This is a genomic window from Alteromonas sp. ABH4_456 (genome assembly GCF_056160645.1).
In genome coordinates this window covers 229780-251309 of record NZ_JBSWXO010000005.1, presented here as the reverse complement: position 1 = coordinate 251309, position 21530 = coordinate 229780, and the positions used below count along the sequence as shown (strand labels likewise).

Here is a 21530-nt window from a genome sequence, read left to right as displayed (position 1 = left end):
CGGTTGGCTGGCGAACTATTTTGTCGCCAGGATAATAAAACCGCCCCGGCGTTACACAAACGGATGAGAGAACCTGGAGTACAAACCTGTGAACAAAACGCGAATCCCTACCATGCTCGCCCTGGCTGTCGCTGCTGCCGTGACCCCGGCTTACGCCCAGTCAGACAATGAAAACGCTCAGTCTGGCCTGGAGGTTATTGAAATCACTTCCCAGCACCGCACTGAGAATGTCCAGAAAGCGGCACTGGCGGTATCGGCCATTTCCACAAAGCAATTGGAAAAGAGCGGTATCACGCAGCCTGATCAATTGTCATTTTTAGTGCCTGCACTGCAAATCAACAAGACCGGCGGCACAGGGAACGCCTTTTACGTACGGGGTGTGGGTACACAGGGAACGAACGCGTTTGCCGAGAACGCGGTGGCCTTTAACTATGACGGCGTTTACATTGGCCGTCCGGGCTCTGTGGTTGGCACCTTTTTCGATCTTGAGCGACTGGAACTGCTGAAAGGACCTCAGGGGACGCTGTACGGTCGTAATGCTACCGGCGGTGCTATCAATGTAATTTCCCGTAAACCCGAGCTGGGCTATACCGAAGGCTACATAAGCGGCAGTGCTGGTAATTATAATTCACACCAGTTGGCGGGCGCAGTGAATGTTGCGGTCAGTGACAACTCAGCTTTGCGCATTGCCGGCCAGTGGGTCAGCCGCGACGGGTATTTATCCGACGGTTATGATGACGAAGACGGTAAAGCGTTGCGGGTACACTACCTGTATGCCCCCAATGACAAATATGACGTATTGCTGAGTGGTGACTACTACAAGGCTGGCGGCAAAGGTGCGGGCAGTGTGCTGATCTCTGACGGCGCGCCGGCAATTGATGAGCGGATTGGTGGTGCCGATCCGGTGAGTATAGCGGCATTTGATGCTTCCCAACCCACCGCCTTTTTCCTCAGCCGCCCAGAGTTTGTCAGTACCTACATGGATTTTGAGACCTTCAATTTCTATGACGCTGACGAGGGCGTTGATTACGAAGGCTATCAGGACAGTACTTTCTGGGGGGTGTCCGCTACTATCAACGCTCACTTCGACAGCGGTACGCTGACGGTTATTCCTTCATACCGCGTGGCCGAGCCGGACACCACTTTCTACCTGCCGGGCTTTCCGGTCATCAATCAGGATGAGAACAGGCAAAGTTCACTGGAAATGCGCTTCGCCTCAAACGATACCGGCGCAATTAAGTACGTTGCGGGTGCATTTATTTACGCTGAAGATCAAAAATCTATGTCCTGGGCGGCACCTTTTTCCTTTGCTGCTTCGCTATGGGGGCCGGCTGGTGAGTATGTTTACTCTGATCTAGGCACAGACAGTCAGGCGGTGTTCGGACAGATGACCTGGTCGGCCACTGATAACCTCCGCTTTACCTTAGGTGCACGTTTCACTGAAGAAGAAAAAGAGATGCAGGTGCGTCAGTCCGCGCTGACGCTGGAAACATATGACTTATACGATTTCAACAATACGCCCGACACTGTGCAGGCTGAAGACGAGCGCTCTTTCAATAACTTCACCTACCGCGCGGGAATTGAATACGATGTGAATGCGGATTCCATGCTGTATGTGAACTACACCACCGGCTTTAAATCGGGCGGCTTCTTTGCTGACTCTGTCGATAACTCCTATGAGCCGGAAGAAATCGGCGCGCTGGTGGCCGGTAGTAAAAATCGCTTTATGGATAATCAGCTACAGCTGAACATTGAAGCTTTTTACTGGGACTACAAAGATCAGCAGGTAACTTATCTGGGTTACTTACCGTCCGGCGCATTTGGTTCTCTCACCCGTAATGCCGGTGCTGCCACCATGCAGGGGGCAGAGGTAGATATTCAGTATGCTGTCAGCGATTACGGTTTGCTGAAAGCGAATATTCAGTATCTGGATGCCAGTTACGATGAGTTCATCTATGACGGAGCAGGAGCAGACACAACAGTAACCACCTGTGCAACAACCGCAGATGAAAGTGGTGCGAGTCTGGTGGTGGATTGTTCAGGGAAGCCGGCACTCAACAGCCCTGAATGGACATTGAATCTGGGGTATGAACACACATTCGAACTCAGTAACGGGCTCTATCTGGTGGGTTCAATCTGGCATCACTACGAAACAGAGCGCTATGTGGATATTGGCTATCAGGATTCCCAGAAGCAGGATGCTGTGGGGGTAACAGATTTATCATTCACTCTGGATAACGGCGGTGCGTGGTCGGTAAGCTTATACGGCAACAACATTACTGATGAAACAGTGATCACTACAGCGATAGCACGACCCGCATCATCGGCTACCTATGCGGCATTAAAAGCACCCCGTACTTACGGGGTCAGAGCAAAGTACAACTTCTGATGTACAGATAAGAGAAAACCCCGCTGACAGTTAACTGTCAGCGGGGTTTTTTATTGGCGGGTTATCGGGCAATGTCTTGCCCGCTATTCGCCAGACGACACTTACCAGGCAATGGCCCCTGCATCAATGGAAAAATCTGCGCCGGTGACAAAGCTGGCTTCGTCACTGGCAAGATAGGTGGCGCACCAGGCAATGTCTTCCGGCTTGCCTAAGCGGCCCAGCATGTTTTTTGCCATGACATTTCTGAGGAATTCTTCATCGTCAATCACCGGAGCTGTGGCGCCGGTTACAATGAGCCCGGGTGATATAGTGTTTGCCCGAACACCATGAGGACCACCTTCCATCGCCAGTTGGCGGGTCATTGCCAACACACCTCCTTTGCCCGCACAGTGCGCCAGTGCGCCAGAGCCTTTTAATGCCTGGTAAGCGTTGGCCGAAGCAAAATTAATCACAGAACCGGATCCGGATGCTTTCAGATGTGGCCAGAATGCCCGGGTGACCAGATATACCGAGTCTAACTCTGCTTTTAAGGTTAGTTGCCAGTCTGCATAGGTCATATCCTCTATCCATTTAAACACAGCAGTAGCCGCAGCATTGACGATGATATTTAGGGATCCGGTTAGCGTCGTCACTCTTTCACGCAAATTGGTAATGTCATCTTCATCGGTGAGGTCAGCGGCACAGGCGAACTGCAAAGACAGGCCTTGTGACTGCGCTTCCTCTACCGTGCGCAACGCCGCTTCTTCATTTATATCTGTGCCAATAACCGTTGCGCCTTGCCTGGCGAACATGAGAGCGCAACCTTTACCGATGCCATCGCCGATACCTGTGACCAGTGCGGTTTTCCCTGCCAGTCGGCGGTTTTGTTCAGAAACGCTGTTACTTTCGTTATGCATATACTTTCCCCTGTAATAGTTAAACTAAGTGTAAAAAATGTTGCGAAAATTTGAAAATTTGCGTTACTGATGTGCCGAATCCCCCGTACAGATAGTGTGTTGTCCAGCGCTAGTCTCGTTGATGTTGTGAATCATTTGTTATTGGAATGTGCGATATCTGCATAATCGATTTGTGCGCGTACAGCCTGTCAGTACACTTTGAGTCATAATATATAAATGCTCAGATGAAGGTTAGCGATGGGACAACTTAAAGATGTACGCCGTGTGGTAACGGGGCACGATGAGAATGGCAGATCGATTTTCAAAGACGATCAGGCTTTTGAGACAAAACTAATTCCCAGTGGTGATGCCGAATTTACACTTGTCTGGACAGCACCTGATTTGCCGGTGGAAAACAATGATGAAACTGACGGTCGCAACCGTGATGCCGGACTCACATTGAACGGCGGTTCTGTGATCCGTGTGGTGGATATGCTGCCGCAATCGGCGTCGCCCTTTCATCGTACCAACAGTCTGGACTATGGCATTGTGATGCAGGGCCAGCTGGAACTTGAGTTGGATGATGGCAATACAACTCTGCTTCATGCCGGTGACATCGTAGTGCAACGGGGCACTATCCATCTTTGGCGGAATCCGTCTGAGAACGAAGTATGCCGTATTGTTTTTGTACTTACAGAAGCAACGCCGGTAGAAATTAACGGTGAGCCTCTGCCGGAAGTTCACCCTTAACAGGAAGTAAAAAATGGCTGATTTTGATGTAATCGCAATGGGCGCAGGCCATAACAGTCTGACAACGTGCGGGTATCTGGCAAAAGCCGGAAAGAAAGTACTGCTGCTGGAGCGCCATGACTACGCCGGTGGCGGTGCAGCCACACAGCAAATCCTGACGCCGGGTTACCACCACGATTTGCACTCCAGTGTGCATATTATGATTCAGGCGAACCCGCTTATCACCAATGATGAGCTGGATTTGTTCAAAAAATATGGCATGGACTACAAATATTCAGACGTACCTCACGCCACTATTTTTGCTGACCAGACGGCGCTGATGACCTATAAAGACCTGGATAAAACCTGCGAAGGCATGGCTAAAATTTCTCAGCGTGATGCTGAAGCGTACCGCCGTTTCGTTGAACTGGGCCAAAGCATGCTGCCGATGATTATGCCGGGTATGTACAAACCTCAGCCTCCTCTGGGCGCGCTGATGGCAATGCTGGACAGCAGTGAAGAAGGCCGCGTGATGATGGACATGATGCAACGCAGCAGCATGGATATTATCAATACCTGGTTTACTCACGATAAAATCAAAATGCACATTGCCCGTGCGGTGTCTGAAAACCTGCAATTACCTGATGAGCTGGGCACTGGTATGGGGACTGTGATGTTTACGGCGCTCATGCACACCTACGGCGTAGCCCAACCCTGGGGTGGCTCAGGTAAATTGTCAGAATCTATGGTGAGAGCTATCGAAGCTACCGGGGGCGAAATTCGCTACAACAGCGAAATCAAGCGCATCCTGGTGTCAGGCGGTAAAGCCAAAGGCGTTGAGCTGGTCACTGGCGAGAAAATCATGGCCCGTGACGCTGTCATCGGCTCCATGCACCCCCATAAAATTCGTCAGTTTGTTGATGGCGTGTCTGAACCCGTACTCAAGCGTGCTGAAAATGCCAGTCTGGCAGCGTTCAGTTTGTTTGTTGCTCACTACGATCTTCGCGAACCCGTACAATTCCGTACTGCAGAAAAAGATGTGGAAAAAGCCATTATGCTTACCCTTTGTCAGCATGAATCCATGGCGGATATGCAGCGTGACTTTGATGCTGTAAAGCGGGGGGAGCTGACCGACATGATGTTTTCTGCGGGTAACGATGAGTCCAAAACGGATCCCTCTCGCGTACCGGAAGGCGCCGGCATGTGGCACAGCACCGGCTTTGCTCCGTTTAATCTTCTTGAAGGTGGCAGCAGCCGCTGGGATGAAATACGTGAAGCTTATGGTGAAGAACGCCAGAAGCAACAAGGTAAGTTCGTGTCGAACCTTAACAGCGACAATATCATCGCCCACAAATTCTACACGCCACTGGATTTGGAAAGAAACTCGCCGAACTCCATGGTGGAAGGTGATGTTCACGGTGTGGCACCGTACTTCTACCAAAGTGTGGGACATCGTCCTACGCCGGATCTTGGTCAGTTTAAAGTACCGGGAATCGATTCACTGTATCTGGTTGGCCCGTCAATGCCGCCTGCAGGTGGTGTTGTGGGCGCTGGGCGCGCCGCTGCCATGGTGATGTTCGAAGATTTGGGTATGGACTTCGACAGCACGTTCCAGACCGGCGAAAGTAAATCCAAAAGTAACGTGAAAGCCAGAACACAGGCGCCGGATGATGGTGCGGTGCGACTGTTCGATGAGAACGATGCTGAACTGATGACGGTGGACAGCATTGATACAACAGATGATGAGTTGGTGGTGCGGGGTAAAACCTTCGGAACGATGCCATTAACTGCCCGCCTGGGGCCCGGAGATTTACGCAGAGCCGCTAAGATGGCGCTGTCTCCGGCGAAGTTCATGACAATCGTAAAAATGCTGTTCAGCAAAGACTAAACAATGACAATTCTACTACGGATAGGCTCCGGGAAACGCAACATGGTCACCAGAAAGGCTGGTACGATACAGGAAATTATTCTGATCCTTCCTGTTACACATCGCCGTGATGAGGGCCGGGTTGTTAGCGCCAATCATGCCGTTGCTTGTGCAGGCATTCGGGCATATTGAGCATGCACATTACCCGTAGTACAACACTTAAAACCCCGCGACAGTCTTTCTGTAGCGGGGTTTTTTAATTAACTTCATATGATAACAGTAAGGCTATACCGTTATTTCCGGCAGGTAACAGCTAACAATCTGAGATCAGTGTTCCCCCGTCCACCACAATATCCTGACCTGTTGTAAAACCTCCGGCTGCACTGGCCAGATAAAGCGCGGTAGCGGCGATTTCATCTGTTGTGCCAAGGCGGTTAAGGGGTGTTTGCTGCATACGTTTGGTCATAAACGCCGCGTCGGCCTGCAGATGTTTCGATAACGGCGTATCGATAAGACCCGGGCAAATACAATTGGCGGTTATGCCATATCTACCTTGTTGTACCGCGTAGTTGCGGGCAAGTTGAGACAGCCCGGCTTTCGTGACCGAATACAGTCCTAAGGCCGATGTGCCACGTTTGCCTGCAATGCTGCCCACATAAATTAGCCGTCCGCTACCCCGCTGCTGCATGCCTTTAACTGCGGCAGCAGACAGTAACTGGGCTGACAGCAGGTTAATTCTCATGGTACGCAACCAGTCGGCCTCAGCGCAGTCGTCCATGCTTCCCACATGACCTTCAATGCCGGCAGTGTGAATAATAATATCTACCGGCGCATTCTGAATATGCTGAATGAGTGCATTAGCACCGCCTTCAGCACTGAAATCCGCAGGAATATACACTGTGCCGGGCGGAGTTTCCGGGAAACTGTGCTCACGGTCGGCCAGAATAAGCGTTGCACCAGCCTCAAGAAAAAGGCGGGCAACGGCACTGCCAATCCCGCCAAGTGCACCTGTCACCACCACGCGTTTGTTCTCAACGCTGAACAGGGAAGCGACATTAGCAGTCATGGTTTTACCATGGTGTGGTCAATTTTGCCGAATACGCTCTGACCCAGGTGATCTTTCACGTCGAAGCTGAGGGATTCACCGTACTTTAGAAAATCGGTTTTCACTTCACCAAATTCCAGTATGTCCAGTGCCCGGCGCTCTGCTAGACAGGCCGATCCTGTTTCTTTCCAGTCTTTACTGGATACCGTTCCCGAACCTAAAATCATACCGGCTTTGATGTTGCGGTTGTACGTGATGTGCTGAAGGATTTGCCCGAAAGAAAAGTCCATTTCGCGGCCATTAGGGTGACCAAACCATTCCCCGTTGCGGCTCACTTCCATGTTCAGGTGCACACGTCCGTCTTTCCAGTCATCACCCAGTTCATCCGGGGTAACCGCCACCGGTGCAAACACCGTCGCCGGCTTTGCCAATATAAAGCCGAAGCCCATTTGTAATTCACGGAAAAGATGCTTACGCATGCTCATGTCATTTAAAATAGTGACCAGTTTTACCCTATCCAGCGCTTCAGAGGCGGACGCCCCCATAGGAATATCGCCGGTAATAACCGCAAATTCCCCTTCAAAATCGGCGTTATCTTCTTCAGAAGGGAAAGCATAATCTTCACAGGGGCCCATAAAGTCATCGCTCTGACGCTGAATAAGAATAGGGATGTTCGGATCTTTCTTCACATCCAGATCAAAGGCCTTTTCCATTATGTTGCCATGGTTTAGAAATGCCGAGGCATCAATGAACTGGTGGCAGCGGGGCAGGGGAGCCATAGCATCCTGAGGGTTAAACGTGAATGCGTCTGAAACCGCATTATCGTTGAGCTTGTCGTAAACGGCGGTGAGATCAGCAAGCACCGCGTCCCAGTTTTCCAGTGCCAGTTGCATGGTTTTAGCAATATGGGAAACGTCTGCTGCCCGGGTTAAATCACGGGATACCACTACAAGGGTTCCGTCGCGGGTGCCGTTTTTCAGTGTTGCGAGTTTCATAGCCTTCTCCTTAAAAGTTAACGCCGCCATCGCAGTTGATAGTTTGCCCGGTAACAAAGCCGCATTCTTCGGATGTCAGGAACAACAGTGCGCCGGTTAAATCCTGTGGCTCTTCGGTTTGCTTAATCAGTTGCAGATTATTTTTCACGTTATCGAATAACTGCGGGGGCAGGTTTTTTGCTGATTCCGGCGTACGGGTAAGTCCGGGCGAAAGGGCATTGACTCTGACTCCTGAAGAACTGAATTCTGCAGCCAGCGCCCGGGTCAGACCGATCCCCGCCATTTTTGTTGTCACATACGCTGAAAACCCGGGCATTGCCGTGCCGGTGGTGCTGGAGGCGATTTGAACGATGCGTCCGTAACCCCGTTCTGCCATACCCATACCGAACGTTTTGCCCAGAATGAATGCAGCTTCAACATTTATGGCTTCAAATTTTCTGAACGTTGCTAAATCAAGTTCAGCCAGCGGTATTACCGGCATGAAAGCAGCGTTATTAACAAGAATGTCTACCTGACCGAATTTACTGAGTACGTTATCAGCAAACTGCGAAACCTGTTCTGCGTCTGACAAGTCAACAATTTCACTGTAAGCCCGCTGACCGGTGGCACGAATTTCTGCCACCACGGCGGAGGCATCCTGAATGTCCGCTATGGCGATATCGCATCCCCGTGATGCCAGAGCCAGAGCGAATTCCCGTCCTAACGCACCGGCGGCGCCCGTAATAACTGCAATTCTGTTTTGATGTCCCGGCATTTTCTTTCTCCACAAAAAATTGTGAATAAAGTGTAACAGGCACACCTGAGGCGGAATATTTGATTCGGTAAAGCCGGACTATTTGTTTTGCCAATAATCCGGCAGTGGTGTCAGGCAAAGGTCTTACGGGCAGTAGCTATTATCTGTTCTCTTAACCAGATTAGCGCCGGATCCTGGTCCCGGTATTTATGCCATTGCAATGCCCACGATATCTCAGGTAAAGGTTCCGGAAGCGGAATGGTTTTGATGGGGATGAGTGCCTGCCAGTGCTCAGCAAGATGTTGATAAACAGTTGCCACGCGCGCTGTGCCGGGTAAAAATTGAGGAATCGCATTAAAAGTCGATGTGATTATTTCTACTTTTGGCTCTTTTCCCCACTTATCTCTCATGAGTACTTGATCCTGACTGGTTACGCGACTCGTGCCAAATTTTACAGTGACGTGGCCAAGGTTCAAAAAATCGTCCAGTGTTATATTTTCATGAACTGCATCGTTCTGTTCACATGCAATACATACAAATTTTTCAGAAAATAATTCCTCGCATGGGTGATGATCAACCTTTATCGACATCGGCATTATCATGAAGTCTACTTCTGCCCGGTCTAATACTTCTGCAGGCTTATTGCTCGGAATAAAAAATTCAAACTGAATCCCCGGGGCAAGTGAATTAATCTGCTTAGCGACCGCGGTAAGCAATACCGTACTACTGTAGTCGCCAGCGATAAATTTGAATTTTCTGTTACAGGTGTACGGATCAAAGGTTACACCGCGATCAACGGTGGCTTGAATTTGTAAAAGGATATTGTGAACTGGCTCTGCGAGGCTCTCACCTAATGGCGTCGGTTGCATTTTTGCACCCACCCGTACCAGTAAATCGTCATTGAAAAACTCCCGCAACCGCGCCAGTGCACCACTGGTGGCAGGCTGACTTAAACAAATACGTTCAGCTGCCAGCGTAATACTTCGTTCGGTAAGCAAGGCATCCAGTGCCACCAGTAAATTGAGGTCGAGTCTGTTTAAACGCATGAGAAAACCTGCATGAAAGCCCTAAAGCACTAGTATCATTTTTTAACTATATGATTACAACAAAGAAAACATTATTTTACTTAAGGCTTTCGTATTACTGATAAGCAGGTGTTAAATGGGCGCCATTAATGCGCTCATGGTTAACGCCATAACCTGAATATGCTCTACTTTTGAACCGCCGGTTTGCTCAATTTCACCTAAGCGCTTTGAGTTAGTCACAATCATGCTGCATCGGGGCCAGCGGCGATTCTCGAAGCGGGTGAAGATCTCTTCTACCGTGCCACCTGATGCAATTTCATCGGCTATCACCACAGCATCTTCATGGCCCATACCTGCACCCGACGCGAGATGGGGTGTTGTGGCATGAACTGCATCTCCCATCAGCAATATCCGGCCTTTAAACCAGGAACGGGGCATGATCATCCCTTCCAGCGGGCGTGCCAGAATGCTGGATGATTCAGAGAGTTCCGCTTTCACTGCTTCAATCACCGGTGCAGTAAATGGCGCAATCAAGTTTTGCAGGTAAGGCAGCAGTTCTTCATCAGCGATGCGGGACTTTTGCGGCCGTTGTTCGGTGTAATTCAGGTACATGTGGGTGGATGACACCGGGGTAAAACCGAGTTTGCCATTGCTACCGTAAAACAATGCCGGACGTTCCAGGCCGTGGCGTTCCACCACCGCGCGCCACACCACCTGACCGGTATACTGAGGCACCGGTGCTCCGGCAAAATACTGCTCACGGGTTTTAGAAAATACACCATCTGCGGCCAGTACCATGTCAAACACATGTTCAGAGCCATCTGTCAGCATGGCTTTAATACCGTCTTCCTGCTCAGTCAGTGTTTCGTAGGTGCAGCCAAGGTGTACATGCACGCCGCTTTGCTGCACTTTTTCAGCCAGAATACCGGCAAGTACCGGGCGCATGATGCCACCGCCTCCGGTAATACTTGAACCGGGCACGGCAGGAGTAACTATTTGACGCAGGAAAGTACCGTCAGCAGTGAGCATGTCGACGTTCTGGCAAATAGCACCGTGGCGGCGGAATTCGTCAATCAGACCAATTTGCTCTATGGCACGCAGTGACGGACCGCTAACAGTGATACCGGCCCCGTCTGTCTTCCATTTTTTGTCCAGTTCAACAAGGTGTACTTCTATTCCTTGTTTACTGAGCAGAATGGCTGTGGACATACCGGTGAAGCCCCCGCCGACAATAAGCACTTTATTTACTGATGATGTCATGTTCATGTTCTTCTGTTTCTGAGTCGGGGTACCAGACGAGATTCCCGTGACTATTTATTTCTACCTGTACCGGCGTTAAGTGACTCCCTTTACAGGGGCCGGAAATACAAAAACCGGTATTGCGTTCGAACAGCGCGCCGTGTGAGCCGCATTTAATGAACTGGCCAGACCCGTCCAGAAAAGCATCTTTTTTCCAGGCCATGGACGCATGTTCGTAGCCCTTGTGCGGACAACTGTTACGAAAAGCAGCAATGCTGTTATGGCCGGTTCTCACTACAAAAATAGACGCTGCCCGCTGTGCGCCGGTGCTGAAACCTTTACTGGTATTCAGCACAATATCCTCCAGCGCACACAGGGTGATGCCATCAGTGCGGATCGCCACCGGGCATCCATTTTTTCACCAGGGTGAAATTGAAAATTTGCGAGGTATCTGCGCTGGCCATGGCTTCCCGTGGCGTCCAGCTGTCATCATGCAAATCCATGTCTGCATCATATTCAACATGCACGCCCATGGGGCTGTTGAAGTACCAAAAATAGTTTGAGCCAAATATATGCCGGCCCGGACCCCAGAAAGTTTCGTAGCCTTTATCCTGAAAACGTTTGCCCGCCAGCAACAGCTCGTTCGGCCCGGCCAGGTGGAACGTGAAATGCTCACAACCCTGCATATGCGACGGGGTATCGATAAGAAACAGTGAGTGGTGATCAAAAGTTCCCTGCGGGCGCAGGAACGGCCCTAACCGGGTGAAACGATCGGCAACCCGGAAACCGAGCCTGTCGATGTAAAACGACTCTGCCTCTTTAATATTCGGAACGAAGTAGACGACGTGGGACAAGCTGGCAGGAATGATGTCGTAGCTGTCATCTGCCCCCGGTTCATTAACCGGACGCTGTGGTGCAAAACCCGGAGAATTAATCTGCTCATTTTTGCCGGTAAACGCCTTACGACAAGTGATTTGAAATTTCAGCGCAAAACCGCTGTTGTCCACGGTAGTCAGGCTACCATCCTCACCGGTAATCACTTCGCGGTCAGTACTCAGTTCTGCTTTGATAGCATCCAGCGTGGTCTGGTTGTCTACGCCATACACGGTTTGTCTCAGCATCGATGCAGTGGGTAACGGTGCCGGTAGTGCTGCATGGTCCTTGTGTCTGATGATAACAGCCGTGCCGTCCTGTCCTTCAAAGCGGCCACCTTCATCAGATACACCTACAGGAATAAGGCCGTAATCGGTGAGGTACTGACAACAAGCCTGTACGTCGTCAACACCGAATACCAGTTCGTCTAAACCAACTATATTCATGGTAAATCCATTATTTCTTTAACTTGAAAGTAGTGTAGAGAGGTGGATGAGGAGTTGGAAATTGCTTGATTGGATGAAGGTTATTTACAACTCAGATACAGGAAATAAACAATTGGTGAGACAGATAGAACGCGCACACCGGCGAGGATTCCAGTGTGCTTTTTGATGCTCAGTTTAAAAGAAGTTACTTCATTTTCTCAAATTCCGCTGCGCACCAGTCGGCAACATAGTCCCGCATACCGGTGCCGTTGTCTGCGCCACAGTGTTCTATTTCAAAGTCTTTGGTTGTGAATATTCGCAGATGACGGTTAACTGAATTTACTGCCTGCTCGTAGGATCGATAAGCGTTGCTTACTGGTATCTGGCGATCACCTTCACCATGCGTAATAAGAAACGGCATTTTCATTTTTTCGATCTGGCCATCCAAAGTGACTTTTGGCATATAGGCCATAAAGTCATCAAGGTTTTCCTTCCCCCATACCCACAGTACATGATCCCAGTAGTGTGGCACCGGATTCTCGCCTTCACGCTCCATACGCTCTTTTTGTCTCTGGCCCCAAACATGGTTAGCGCCCATTACTGCGCACAGTGCAAATCGAGGTTCGTTCGCAGCCGCGCGTGGCGCATAATAGCCACCCAGAGAAAGGCCAAAAATACCTATTCGATTCTCATCCACATCATCACGGGATGCCAGATAGTCGAATGCCGGTGTTGCCCATTTTTCTGTATCGTACACTGCAGTCAGGCCACGTTTACGCAGTGCTTCACCGGTACCTGGTTGATCGACAAACAAAGTGTACATGCCCCGGTCGAGGTTAGATTTACCATGACCGGCCATGTTCACCTGTTCTTTCATTGAGTCCAGGCCATTTACCGAAACCAGCGCCGGGCGCTTAATGCCGCTGCCATCGTGAACGAAAATAGCGGGGTAAGACGTGCCTTCATAAGGAATATCCAAAAAATCCACATGTAAACCGCTGCACTCTACGTGCTTACGGTACAGCGCCAGGCCTTTGTCGTAGGCTTCCCAACGCGGAGCATAATCTCTGGATTGCATGCGTTCGGCAGACAGATAGTAACCGGATGCACGGGCGTACTTTGTTCCGGCAGACAAAAAATAGCCTTGTTCTTCATCTTTGCGGGCGTTCTCTTCGACCTGCTTCGCCACGGCAATCCAGCTGTCAAAAAGTAACTCTGTACCCGCATCTTCACCGTTGGCGGCGGCCTCAAAAATAGGGCGACAGGCGGCATCTACTTCGCCGTGATTCCCTCCGCATGCAAGGGCGAGATTAACCTGAAGATTCCAGACGTAATTTCCTTTGAACGGTTCAAACATGTCGTGCTCCTGTATCGACAGCGATTGGTACGTGTCGTGGCTAATTGGTCAGTAGTTATTTGCACTATGATTACTCATCGAAACTTACAAACACAATTAAGACCCTATCGATTATTCGGAATGACATTATCAGTATTGTAAATATTTGGTTACTGTTGTTTGAGTTGTTATCAATTTGTTATTTATATGAACCTTATTCGTAAGGCGAATTTGTCGGCACACTGATACTGCAGTTAGTCTTGTTCTGAATAGTTCGCTTGCGCACATGCTATAGCAGAATACTGTCGCGCATTTTTCCGACTGGCTGGTAATTAATAACTTAAAGCTACAAAAGGCAAATCCATGATTAAAGATCGCAGAGCCGGTACCCTTCAGGGCATCGTGCTAATATTACCTATTACCCTCAGTACCATGGGTTCCGTGCTTCTCGCTCCTATCGTGCCGCAGCTCATGCAGGCATTTGGGCATATCGAAAATGCAAACTATTGGGTACCTCTACTTCTTTCTCTGCCAGCGTTGTGCATCGCACTTGGTGCTCCCCTGGCCGGTTATATCGCTGATAAAGTCGGACGCCGTCAATTGCTTATTGCGAGTATGTTTGTTTACGCGGTTTGTGGCGTATCTCCCTTATTTCTTGATAGTTACTGGATGGTTTTCGGCTCCAGATTACTGGTTGGAGTCTGTGAAGCCTTTTTGATGACGTGTTCCACAACGTTAATCGGGGACTATTTCAAGGGCGATGACAGGAATAAATGGTTAGGAAGTCAGGCTGCCGTTGCCTCTCTCACTGCTATGTGTCTGTTTCCTCTCGCAGGATACCTTGGTGCCACCTATGGTTGGAAAGGGCCTTTCGCATTGTACGCGCTTAGTTTGCCATTAGCGGTAATGACAATTTTGTTTACGTGGGAAACCGGCTCTCAGTCAGATGAGGAAGTGGAATCTGAAGCTCACGTTACTGAGCATACAAAGAGCTTTCCTTGGGGGCACATGGGCACCGTATGCGGTTTTACTTTAATTGGCGGTATTCTTTTTTACTTGCTCCAATTTCAAATGGCTGCAGCACTGGGTGAGTTCGATATAGACAATTCAGCTATCACCGGGTGGTTACTGTCATTCGCCAGTATCGGCGTGCCTATGGGAGCAATTGCCTATCGTTACATACATCAATGGCTGGGCCTTAAAAATCTTATCGCACTCGAATTTGGCATTCTGGCGCTGGGTTTCTTCTCGATGGCCAGTGCACCTGACTATAAAGTTTTCGTCGCTGCCGGGTTCCTGAACCAGTTTGGCGCAGGCATGCTGCTTCCCACTATGCTTACCTGGGCCGTTAAACCGCTGGGTCACGCTGTTCGGGCCCGGGGAGCTGGTATTTGGCAATCTACGTTTGCCACTGGTCAATTCGTAACAACACTCGTCTTTGCCTGGGTGCTCGCGAATCTGGCAAATGGCAGTCACCTGGAAAGCTTTAAAGTATTTGCCGGAGTAGCGCTGGCCATGTTTGTTATCTCTATAGTAACGCTACCAAAAAAGAATAGTGGTATTAACTCTGCCATTAAAAATGGCGCGTGATCAGACTCGATAATATAAAGGAAGTAATAATGTTTAATAAAATTAAAGTAGTATTTTTTCTGGCAGTATTCTCAATGTTTCCTGTTTCTGCCAGTGCTATGGAAACGATTAATGACGAAGATTTACCTACGTTCGGTATAAGAAACAAAGCCAGTTATATGCATTACATAAAACTGTTCAATGAGAAAAACCCTCAGGCATTCGAAGCTTATTTTTCTGATGATATTGTGTATATAAATGGAGGGCTGGTATTAGAAGGTATACCCGCGGTAAAAAAACACTATCACGGCCTTTGGTCATTGATGAAAGAAGACTTAACTGTGAACGAATTTGTTTTTGACGGCGATACCCTTGCTGTTGATCTGCACGCTCACTTTACCGTCATGCGGGATGATGAAAATTCACCGTTCGGTAAAATTAAAAAAGGTGATGCTTTTGACTACTACGGGTCCATTATTTATAAAATTAATCATCTCGGGAAAATTAAAAAGCTAACGGTATCTTATTTGGATTTTACATATACAACTGATGGGAAAACACGCTCACTGGGTTCTCCTCACTAGCAAATAAAATAAACCTTACTTTACCTCAGGGCGTCCTCAATAACAGGTCGCCCTTTTCTCTTTCTATTTTCTCAGTCTCCTGTATTCGTTCCGCAAAATTTCTCTATTTGTTAATTCGAATTCTAAATTTCGTTTCAATTTAGCAAAATAAAAATGCGGTTATTAACAAATAATTAAATAAAAAAATACATATGTGCAGTGGTTTAATTTTAATCATTCTGCGTCAGTGATCTTCGAATAAATAAAGGAACGTCTGAGATGAAAAAACAGCAATATCGCTTCTTTCTGAGTGCTGTAGCTATTTCGGTTTTATCTGCAACTTGTGCAACCGCCACAGCGCAAGAATCTGCAGAACAAAAAGAAGACCTCGAAATAATTATGGTTACATCTTCGAAAACGAACAAACCTCTGCAGAAAGTCCCTGCTGCTATTTCTGTAGTGGATGGTGAGCGTCTGGCTCAGGCTGCCCGTGTGTCTGCTGATGAGGTGCTTGCCAATGTAGCAGGGGTCGAAGTGCAGGGGGCGGCCAGGGGCAAAGTGTTTGCTATTCGCGGCCTGGGTTCCGATTTACCCCCGGGGGTTGGCGAAAGTTCGGTATCTACTAATTACGATGAGGTGTATTCCATTCGTGCAGAAGCTGGTCAGTTAGGGTTTTATGATTTAGAACGAGTCGAAGTCATGCGCGGCCCCCAGGGGACACTTTATGGAAGAAACGCTACAGCCGGGGTGATTAACTTTATATCACACTCTCCGGTATTGGGGGAGTTTGGTGGCCATGTTGGAGTAAGCGCCGGCGATTACAATTTTCGCCGGGGAGAGGGGGCCGTCAATATACCTGTGTCTGAGGACTTTGCGGTGCGCGTGGCGGGTACAATCGTAAAACGAGATGGTTTTTTATCAAACGGGCATAACGATTTAGAAGGTGATGGTCAGCGTATCAAGGCGCTATATCAGCCCAGTGACGATTTTAGTTTACTGTTGGGGTATGACCGGATCCATCTGGATGGCATGGGGGCGGGTGCCACTGAAAGCGCTTACTGGGAGAGTGGTGACTACTACACCACTGATGATTCGGGAATTGGTGATGGGCAGGATTATACGTCGGATAAGTATTATGCCAAGTTGCAATGGAATGTGGGGCCCGGACAACTCACTATTCTGCCTTCTTATCAGACTGGAGATGGTACGAATGAGGCAATTTTTGCCGGGAGGGGGACTGCCGGTTACGATCCTAAAAATGTAGAACAAAATGCTCTTGAGGTGCGCTATGGCAGTCTTCCTGGCGAAGACATTGAATGGATTGTTGGTTTTTTCCATTACGATTATGAGCAGAGCCTGGTCGCCGAGGAATTATATGCAGACGGTACAACCAGTGGTGTTGAAGATTCAAGTTTTACCAGTGGTGATTCCGATGCGTTGTTTGGTCAGGTAACCTTCCCTGTCGCAGAAGACTGGAGGATAACTGCAGGTGCGCGCTATACCTGGGACGAGAGAGAATCAGAAGGAACTGCGCCAGCTCCAATTTATGGGTACGCAGGTACGAGGGACGATAACTTTTTCGACTGGAAGCTGGGACTTGAGCATGATCTTTCCGAAAATGCACTTGTCTATTTGCAGGCTGCAACCGGTTTCCGTCCCGGTGGCGTGAATCCGTTTGACGGTAATACCATCATTCCCGAGGAGCTTTTATCCTATGAGGCAGGTATCAAATCCAGACTATGGGATGGTGCATTACAGCTTAATGCCAGTTCGTTCTATTACGATTATTCCGATTTCCAAATCGTTGATTTCTTTATCACAGCCACGGGACCTAATCTAAGTTTCTACAATGCTGACGCGGTGAACTGGGGAGCTGAACTGGAAATGTTGGCAATTCCCTCTGACGCCCACCGAATCAACTTCTCTCTCGCTTACTTAAACTCTGATATTGAGTCAAACCTTTGTCTTAATCCAAGCGGGTACACCGGCGCGGCAGACGCAGAATGTGACGGGTTAGGGGCCAATGCGATTAACTTTAAGGGGGAACGGCTACCACATTCACCGGATCTGACTATCAAAGCAGGTTACGAATACATTTATGAAGGTAACGGTGGCTGGCTGTTGATCCCCAGAATCGAAATGAGGTACGTCACTGAGCAATACGTTGCTCCGAGCAATCAGGATATTGCCTTGCAAGGTGATTACTTCACAGGAGATATAACCGTAACCTGGCATGATGCACAAGATAAATTAAGTGTTTCAGGCTATGTGAAAAACTTTACTGATGAAGCTGTCAAGACTGGTTTCTTCACAGGGTATGTGGTCGGCGGAGCACCAAGAACTACTGGTGTGTCACTAAACTATCGCTTTTAAATTTTTCAGGAACGAAGATGAATACTTTAACGGGTAGTAAGCTCAAGCAATCTGCCAGTAGCGCTTTCGCGCTGCTGGCAGGCGTCGTGATGATAGGAAGTGCCCTGGCGCAACAGTTGCCAGACGGGCCTCCTGGCCCACCACCGGCCATGCCGCGTATTCAAGACACGCAGTATAAAAGCTATATAACAATCGCAGGTGAAGCGGTTCAAAAAAGCGAAACTGCAGAGGTTACTGATAGCGGTGTAATCGGCAAATCTGCAATCAATGGACTAACGCTAAAATCACATGAAGATGACTTCAATGCCATTATCATTAAAGAGCCGGGCGCACTAGTCAAAATCAGTGATACATCTGTCAACCTGAGTGGAGACGGCAGCAACGACTTTCTGGGCAAAGGGGCGGGCTTACTTGTTACCGGTGGCGTGGCCTATGTGTATGACAGTGAAATTGTCACGTCCGGTGTAGTATCCAGTGCACTGGTGGCGGCGGAGCGTGCAACGCTTAAAGGGTTTAATAGTAAGTTCGTTTCTCATGGCGGACAGTTGCCTGAAGATTACGTGCCGGTCATTGGTCCCGGTATGAAAGAGCCTCCGGCCCCGTTGGGTATTACCGGTACCGCCAGAACACTGCTTACCATGAGTAATGCACGGAGCTATTTCTACAACTGTGAATTCATTGCTGATGGGTGGGGTGCATTGTCTACGGATGCCGCTGGCGGAGAAGCCTACCTTGAAGTGAACGACAGTCAGGTCACTGTCAATAATAGCGGATATGGCGCCTATGCAGATTTTGGTGCAAAAGTGGTGGCAAACCGCACTGTGTTTGATGTGGCAACGTACACTGGCGTGATTGCGGGAGAGGCTGAAATGGCCTTTTTTGATAGCGAATCCAGTTCGGGTCGCAACGTGGTCATGATTCACTCAGTCATGGGCAATCCGCAGGAAAAGGGGCGGTTAGTTGTTGCTGGCGGGAAGCACAATGCAGAAGATGCTGCATTTTGGGTGAAAAGCGCGAACGCAGTCATCACCTTAAAAAGCACCTCTATTGTGTCTGAATCTGGTGTGCTTTTGTTGGCCGAAGTCAATGAGGACAAATTCCGCACCCAGGTTAACGGAGCCCGCGTACCCGGAACAGCTCTGTCGATTGAAAACAGCAAGCTATCGGGTGATGTCGTCAATCAGGACAGCGAAAGAGGACTCGTAGTTTCATTGAATAAACGATCGGTACTAAATGGAGCGTTATCCAATGTGACATTGAGCATTGATGAAACGAGCGCCTGGCATGCAACAGGTAACAGCGTTATTGAGCTGGACAATGCAGCGGGCCTCGAGCAAATACAAACCAACCCGGGAGTAACGGTAACTATTCGTTCATCTCATCTGAAGCCCGGGAAAATCAGTCAGCCCTCTGGCGGCAATCTCATAATCGAAACTATTTAATTTATCAGGAAATATGTATGACTCTACCTTCAGTTTTTAGAAAAACCTGTTTAGCGACCCTTATTGCTTTCGCGGGAGCGACACACGCTTTCGATGTTTCAGTAAATGAGCAGCACGTGAAGGCTGGCGAGCCGTGGAAGATTTTCCAGGATACTCGCGTTAACACACTCATTCTGGAAAAAGGCGCGGCTATTCAGCGACCTGGCAAATCCGTTACGATGTTGGTTGATGGCAAGGAAACCGCCATGTTGCCGGGTAAATATAATAATGTGGAACTGGTCATTACCGATAAGTTCTACCAAAGTCCTACTGGTAAAAATGACCGTGGAGTCGACAATTTTCGCACAGCTTTGCTAATTACCGGGAAAGGGATTGATGAAAAACGTTCAGTCATTCAAGCCATTCAGGGCGGCGAATATTCTGCGTCGGAGGCGAAAGACATCACATTGGTATCTGATAGCGGAAATTTCAATGGTGTGATGGTCGATGGCAACGTCAGTTATCGTGTTGACGGTGCAAACGTTGATTTCCGCTCTGATGCCGATGGCAGTGATAACAGCGATTTTTCCGGCTATGGTGCAGCATTTGCAGCTTATAACGGCGCCCGGTTGGCTATCTCAAACAGCAACATTGATGTGTCGGGTGTGGCACGTCTGGCCCTGTATGCATATGAAGATGCAGACTTATTGATCACAGACTCAACATTCAAAGTAGATGGTGGGGAACTTTATGAAGGGTATCCTAACTCGGCTGACTTCTCTGCGATGCTTGCTCCGCCCTGGGTGTTGGGTATCAAAGGTAGCGCACGTGGCACTAACATGATGGGAAACCGTACGACGTTTACCATGGTGCGTAGTGAAGCCGAAGCTGCAAACTGGGGGGTGTTGTCTACTGATATGGGCGCAGCTATGTTGATGACTATTGTAGATTCTTCATTGACATTAAATGGTGAAAAAGACCTCTTTAGTACCCGTTACGGCAGCGGTTATGGCAGTTATATTCTGGGATCTGAGCACTTCTATTACGGTGTAACCATTCACGCCGGTACCTACGGTGGAATTGTGCGGGAAGGTGAGGCTTATTACGGTGACTCGACGTTTGACGAACCATTAAATATCTATCCCCGTTTACAAATTCCAACAGGTGAAACATTCATTGATTTTTTCGGCAACGAACAACAGGTATTTGATATTCAGATTGATGATACGCCCGCGTTTTCAAAGATCACCGGGAAAGGTAAAAAGTCTTACATCTATTCAGACAATTTTGGCTGGATGTCTCATGGCGATGGCAAATTGGTGATAGCCGAAGGTACAGAAGTGAAGACCGGAAAAAGTACCTTCCTGCTTAAAGACGGTAATGTTGATATAACAGTAAAAGATCGGTCTGAACTCACTCCGGGTAACGGGGTATTACTTCAAATGATGGACAACGATGACATGCTGGTGGGTATCGATCCTGAGTCTCAGGTTGCACTTCACTTTAATACTACGTTCACCGAGAAAGCTGGCTATCCCGGTATCGACTACTCACTTGAGTCTGTGACTGATGAAAAACGCGCCAATGTGACGTTAAAAGCAGAAGGCATTAAGCTTGAAGGTGACCTTTACAACGCGACAGGTTATTTTGGAAACCAACCAGGCGATAAACTCACAGTTACTATGGGTAACAGGTCCATCATCATTGGTGTTATCAGTAGTACGAGCGCTATTCATATCGATGAACATGGAGACCAGAACACTCAATTCACTGATGCTGAGTACTATTATCTCGGACATGTTAAAAACAAGCCTTTTTTCAATGGTGTCAACGATATCGAAGTTGTGCTTGAAGACACGGGAGTCTGGCTGGTAACAGGGGAGAGTATTATCACCTCCCTGACTATTGCAGAAGGCGCGGAAATGAAAGCTAAAAACGGTAAGTTATCAATGACTGTTGACGGAAAAGTTACGCCAGTCAAGCCAGGTAAATACGAAGGTATCATCAAACTGACTGTATCCTCGTAATTTCGAAACCATTAACTCAATCAATTCTCATTCCTGGCGGACATGT

Annotated in this window: 17 protein-coding genes; 8 read left to right on the top strand and 9 right to left on the bottom strand. The window is 48.7% G+C overall.

Translation table 11 applies throughout. The annotated features are described in order from the left end of the window. The first annotated feature begins 88 nt into the window (after positions 1 to 88). Positions 89 to 2389 carry a TonB-dependent receptor gene (locus ACXAG2_RS10390; RefSeq protein WP_474866664.1) on the top strand — a complete coding sequence of 767 codons (2301 nt, stop codon included), beginning with the start codon at positions 89 to 91 and terminating at the stop codon, positions 2387 to 2389. A gap of 101 nt (positions 2390 to 2490) precedes the next feature. Here ACXAG2_RS10390 and ACXAG2_RS10385 read toward each other — a convergent pair whose 3' ends face one another. Next, a complete protein-coding gene (locus ACXAG2_RS10385; RefSeq protein ID WP_474866662.1) occupies positions 2491 to 3285 on the bottom strand; it encodes an SDR family NAD(P)-dependent oxidoreductase in 795 nt (264 codons plus the stop codon). A gap of 237 nt (positions 3286 to 3522) precedes the next feature. On the opposite strand from ACXAG2_RS10385, the gene ACXAG2_RS10380 reads away from it, so the two are divergent. Together ACXAG2_RS10380 and ACXAG2_RS10375 are read left to right on the top strand one after the other, a co-directional pair. Continuing rightward, the gene (locus ACXAG2_RS10380; RefSeq protein WP_474866659.1) at positions 3523 to 4014 is read left to right on the top strand and encodes a cupin domain-containing protein; all 492 of its coding nucleotides are present in this window, start codon (positions 3523 to 3525) and stop codon (positions 4012 to 4014) included. A gap of 13 nt (positions 4015 to 4027) precedes the next feature. Further along, positions 4028 to 5881 carry a phytoene desaturase family protein gene (locus ACXAG2_RS10375; RefSeq protein WP_474866657.1) on the top strand — a complete coding sequence of 618 codons (1854 nt, stop codon included), beginning with the start codon at positions 4028 to 4030 and terminating at the stop codon, positions 5879 to 5881. Between the two features lie 292 nt (positions 5882 to 6173). Here ACXAG2_RS10375 and ACXAG2_RS10370 read toward each other — a convergent pair whose 3' ends face one another. The 8 genes from ACXAG2_RS10370 to ACXAG2_RS10335 form a co-directional block, all read right to left on the bottom strand. Next, positions 6174 to 6926 (bottom strand): SDR family NAD(P)-dependent oxidoreductase, encoded by a 753-nt coding sequence (locus ACXAG2_RS10370; protein ID WP_474866655.1) that lies wholly within the window; start codon positions 6924 to 6926, stop codon positions 6174 to 6176. Next, the gene (locus ACXAG2_RS10365) at positions 6923 to 7900 is read right to left on the bottom strand and encodes a fumarylacetoacetate hydrolase family protein (protein WP_474866653.1); all 978 of its coding nucleotides are present in this window, start codon (positions 7898 to 7900) and stop codon (positions 6923 to 6925) included. Before ACXAG2_RS10365 ends, ACXAG2_RS10370 begins: the two co-directional genes overlap by 4 nt. Before the next feature lie 10 nt (positions 7901 to 7910). Next, positions 7911 to 8654 carry an SDR family NAD(P)-dependent oxidoreductase gene (locus tag ACXAG2_RS10360; RefSeq protein ID WP_474849255.1) on the bottom strand — a complete coding sequence of 248 codons (744 nt, stop codon included), beginning with the start codon at positions 8652 to 8654 and terminating at the stop codon, positions 7911 to 7913. Positions 8655 to 8764: 110 nt separating this feature from the next. Further along, entirely contained in the window at positions 8765 to 9646 is an 882-nt protein-coding gene (locus ACXAG2_RS10355; protein ID WP_474866651.1) for a LysR family transcriptional regulator, read from the bottom strand. A 144-nt stretch (positions 9647 to 9790) separates the two neighbouring features. Continuing rightward, complete coding sequence (locus tag ACXAG2_RS10350) at positions 9791 to 10918, bottom strand: FAD-dependent oxidoreductase (RefSeq protein ID WP_474849251.1); 1128 nt, start codon at positions 10916 to 10918, stop codon at positions 9791 to 9793. After that, positions 10899 to 11300 (bottom strand): Rieske (2Fe-2S) protein, encoded by a 402-nt coding sequence (locus tag ACXAG2_RS10345; protein WP_474866648.1) that lies wholly within the window; start codon positions 11298 to 11300, stop codon positions 10899 to 10901. Before ACXAG2_RS10345 ends, ACXAG2_RS10350 begins: the two co-directional genes overlap by 20 nt. Then, positions 11284 to 12216 (bottom strand): VOC family protein, encoded by a 933-nt coding sequence (locus ACXAG2_RS10340; RefSeq protein WP_474866646.1) that lies wholly within the window; start codon positions 12214 to 12216, stop codon positions 11284 to 11286. The genes ACXAG2_RS10345 and ACXAG2_RS10340 overlap by 17 nt, the downstream gene beginning before the upstream one ends. Positions 12217 to 12400: 184 nt before the next feature. Next, a complete protein-coding gene (locus ACXAG2_RS10335) occupies positions 12401 to 13552 on the bottom strand; it encodes an alpha/beta hydrolase family protein (RefSeq protein WP_474866644.1) in 1152 nt (383 codons plus the stop codon). Between the two features lie 342 nt (positions 13553 to 13894). Here ACXAG2_RS10335 and ACXAG2_RS10330 point away from each other — a divergent pair, with 342 nt between their 5' ends. From ACXAG2_RS10330 to ACXAG2_RS10310, 5 genes are all read left to right on the top strand, one after another. Next, on the top strand, positions 13895 to 15121 hold the full coding sequence (locus tag ACXAG2_RS10330; protein WP_474866642.1) for an MFS transporter: 1227 nt from the start codon (positions 13895 to 13897) through the stop codon (positions 15119 to 15121). A gap of 29 nt (positions 15122 to 15150) precedes the next feature. Continuing rightward, positions 15151 to 15684 carry a nuclear transport factor 2 family protein gene (locus tag ACXAG2_RS10325; protein ID WP_474866640.1) on the top strand — a complete coding sequence of 178 codons (534 nt, stop codon included), beginning with the start codon at positions 15151 to 15153 and terminating at the stop codon, positions 15682 to 15684. Between the two features lie 258 nt (positions 15685 to 15942). After that, on the top strand, positions 15943 to 18036 hold the full coding sequence (locus ACXAG2_RS10320) for a TonB-dependent receptor (RefSeq protein WP_474866638.1): 2094 nt from the start codon (positions 15943 to 15945) through the stop codon (positions 18034 to 18036). Positions 18037 to 18053: 17 nt separating this feature from the next. Then, positions 18054 to 19478, top strand: a complete 1425-nt coding sequence (locus ACXAG2_RS10315; RefSeq protein ID WP_474866636.1) for a hypothetical protein — start codon at positions 18054 to 18056, stop codon at positions 19476 to 19478. Positions 19479 to 19495: 17 nt separating this feature from the next. Continuing rightward, positions 19496 to 21484: a hypothetical protein gene (locus ACXAG2_RS10310; RefSeq protein ID WP_474866634.1), complete on the top strand. Its 1989-nt coding sequence runs from the start codon at positions 19496 to 19498 to the stop codon at positions 21482 to 21484. The last annotated feature ends 46 nt before the right edge of the window (positions 21485 to 21530 follow it).

Bases quoted from the DNA above. Each gene is read 5' to 3' on its own strand.
- ACXAG2_RS10350 (WP_474849251.1), bottom strand. From the start codon at position 10,918: ATGACATCATCAGTAAATAAAGTGCTTATTGTCGGCGGGGGCTTCACC.
- ACXAG2_RS10315 (WP_474866636.1), top strand. From the start codon at position 18,054: ATGAATACTTTAACGGGTAGTAAGCTCAAGCAATCTGCCAGTAGCGCT.
- ACXAG2_RS10370 (WP_474866655.1), bottom strand. From the start codon at position 6,926: ATGACTGCTAATGTCGCTTCCCTGTTCAGCGTTGAGAACAAACGCGTG.
- ACXAG2_RS10325 (WP_474866640.1), top strand. From the start codon at position 15,151: ATGTTTAATAAAATTAAAGTAGTATTTTTTCTGGCAGTATTCTCAATG.
- ACXAG2_RS10360 (WP_474849255.1), bottom strand. From the start codon at position 8,654: ATGCCGGGACATCAAAACAGAATTGCAGTTATTACGGGCGCCGCCGGT.
- ACXAG2_RS10340 (WP_474866646.1), bottom strand. From the start codon at position 12,216: ATGAATATAGTTGGTTTAGACGAACTGGTATTCGGTGTTGACGACGTA.
- ACXAG2_RS10320 (WP_474866638.1), top strand. From the start codon at position 15,943: ATGAAAAAACAGCAATATCGCTTCTTTCTGAGTGCTGTAGCTATTTCG.
- ACXAG2_RS10375 (WP_474866657.1), top strand. From the start codon at position 4,028: ATGGCTGATTTTGATGTAATCGCAATGGGCGCAGGCCATAACAGTCTG.
- ACXAG2_RS10335 (WP_474866644.1), bottom strand. From the start codon at position 13,552: ATGTTTGAACCGTTCAAAGGAAATTACGTCTGGAATCTTCAGGTTAAT.
- ACXAG2_RS10330 (WP_474866642.1), top strand. From the start codon at position 13,895: ATGATTAAAGATCGCAGAGCCGGTACCCTTCAGGGCATCGTGCTAATA.
- ACXAG2_RS10385 (WP_474866662.1), bottom strand. From the start codon at position 3,285: ATGCATAACGAAAGTAACAGCGTTTCTGAACAAAACCGCCGACTGGCA.
- ACXAG2_RS10310 (WP_474866634.1), top strand. From the start codon at position 19,496: ATGACTCTACCTTCAGTTTTTAGAAAAACCTGTTTAGCGACCCTTATT.
- ACXAG2_RS10365 (WP_474866653.1), bottom strand. From the start codon at position 7,900: ATGAAACTCGCAACACTGAAAAACGGCACCCGCGACGGAACCCTTGTA.
- ACXAG2_RS10380 (WP_474866659.1), top strand. From the start codon at position 3,523: ATGGGACAACTTAAAGATGTACGCCGTGTGGTAACGGGGCACGATGAG.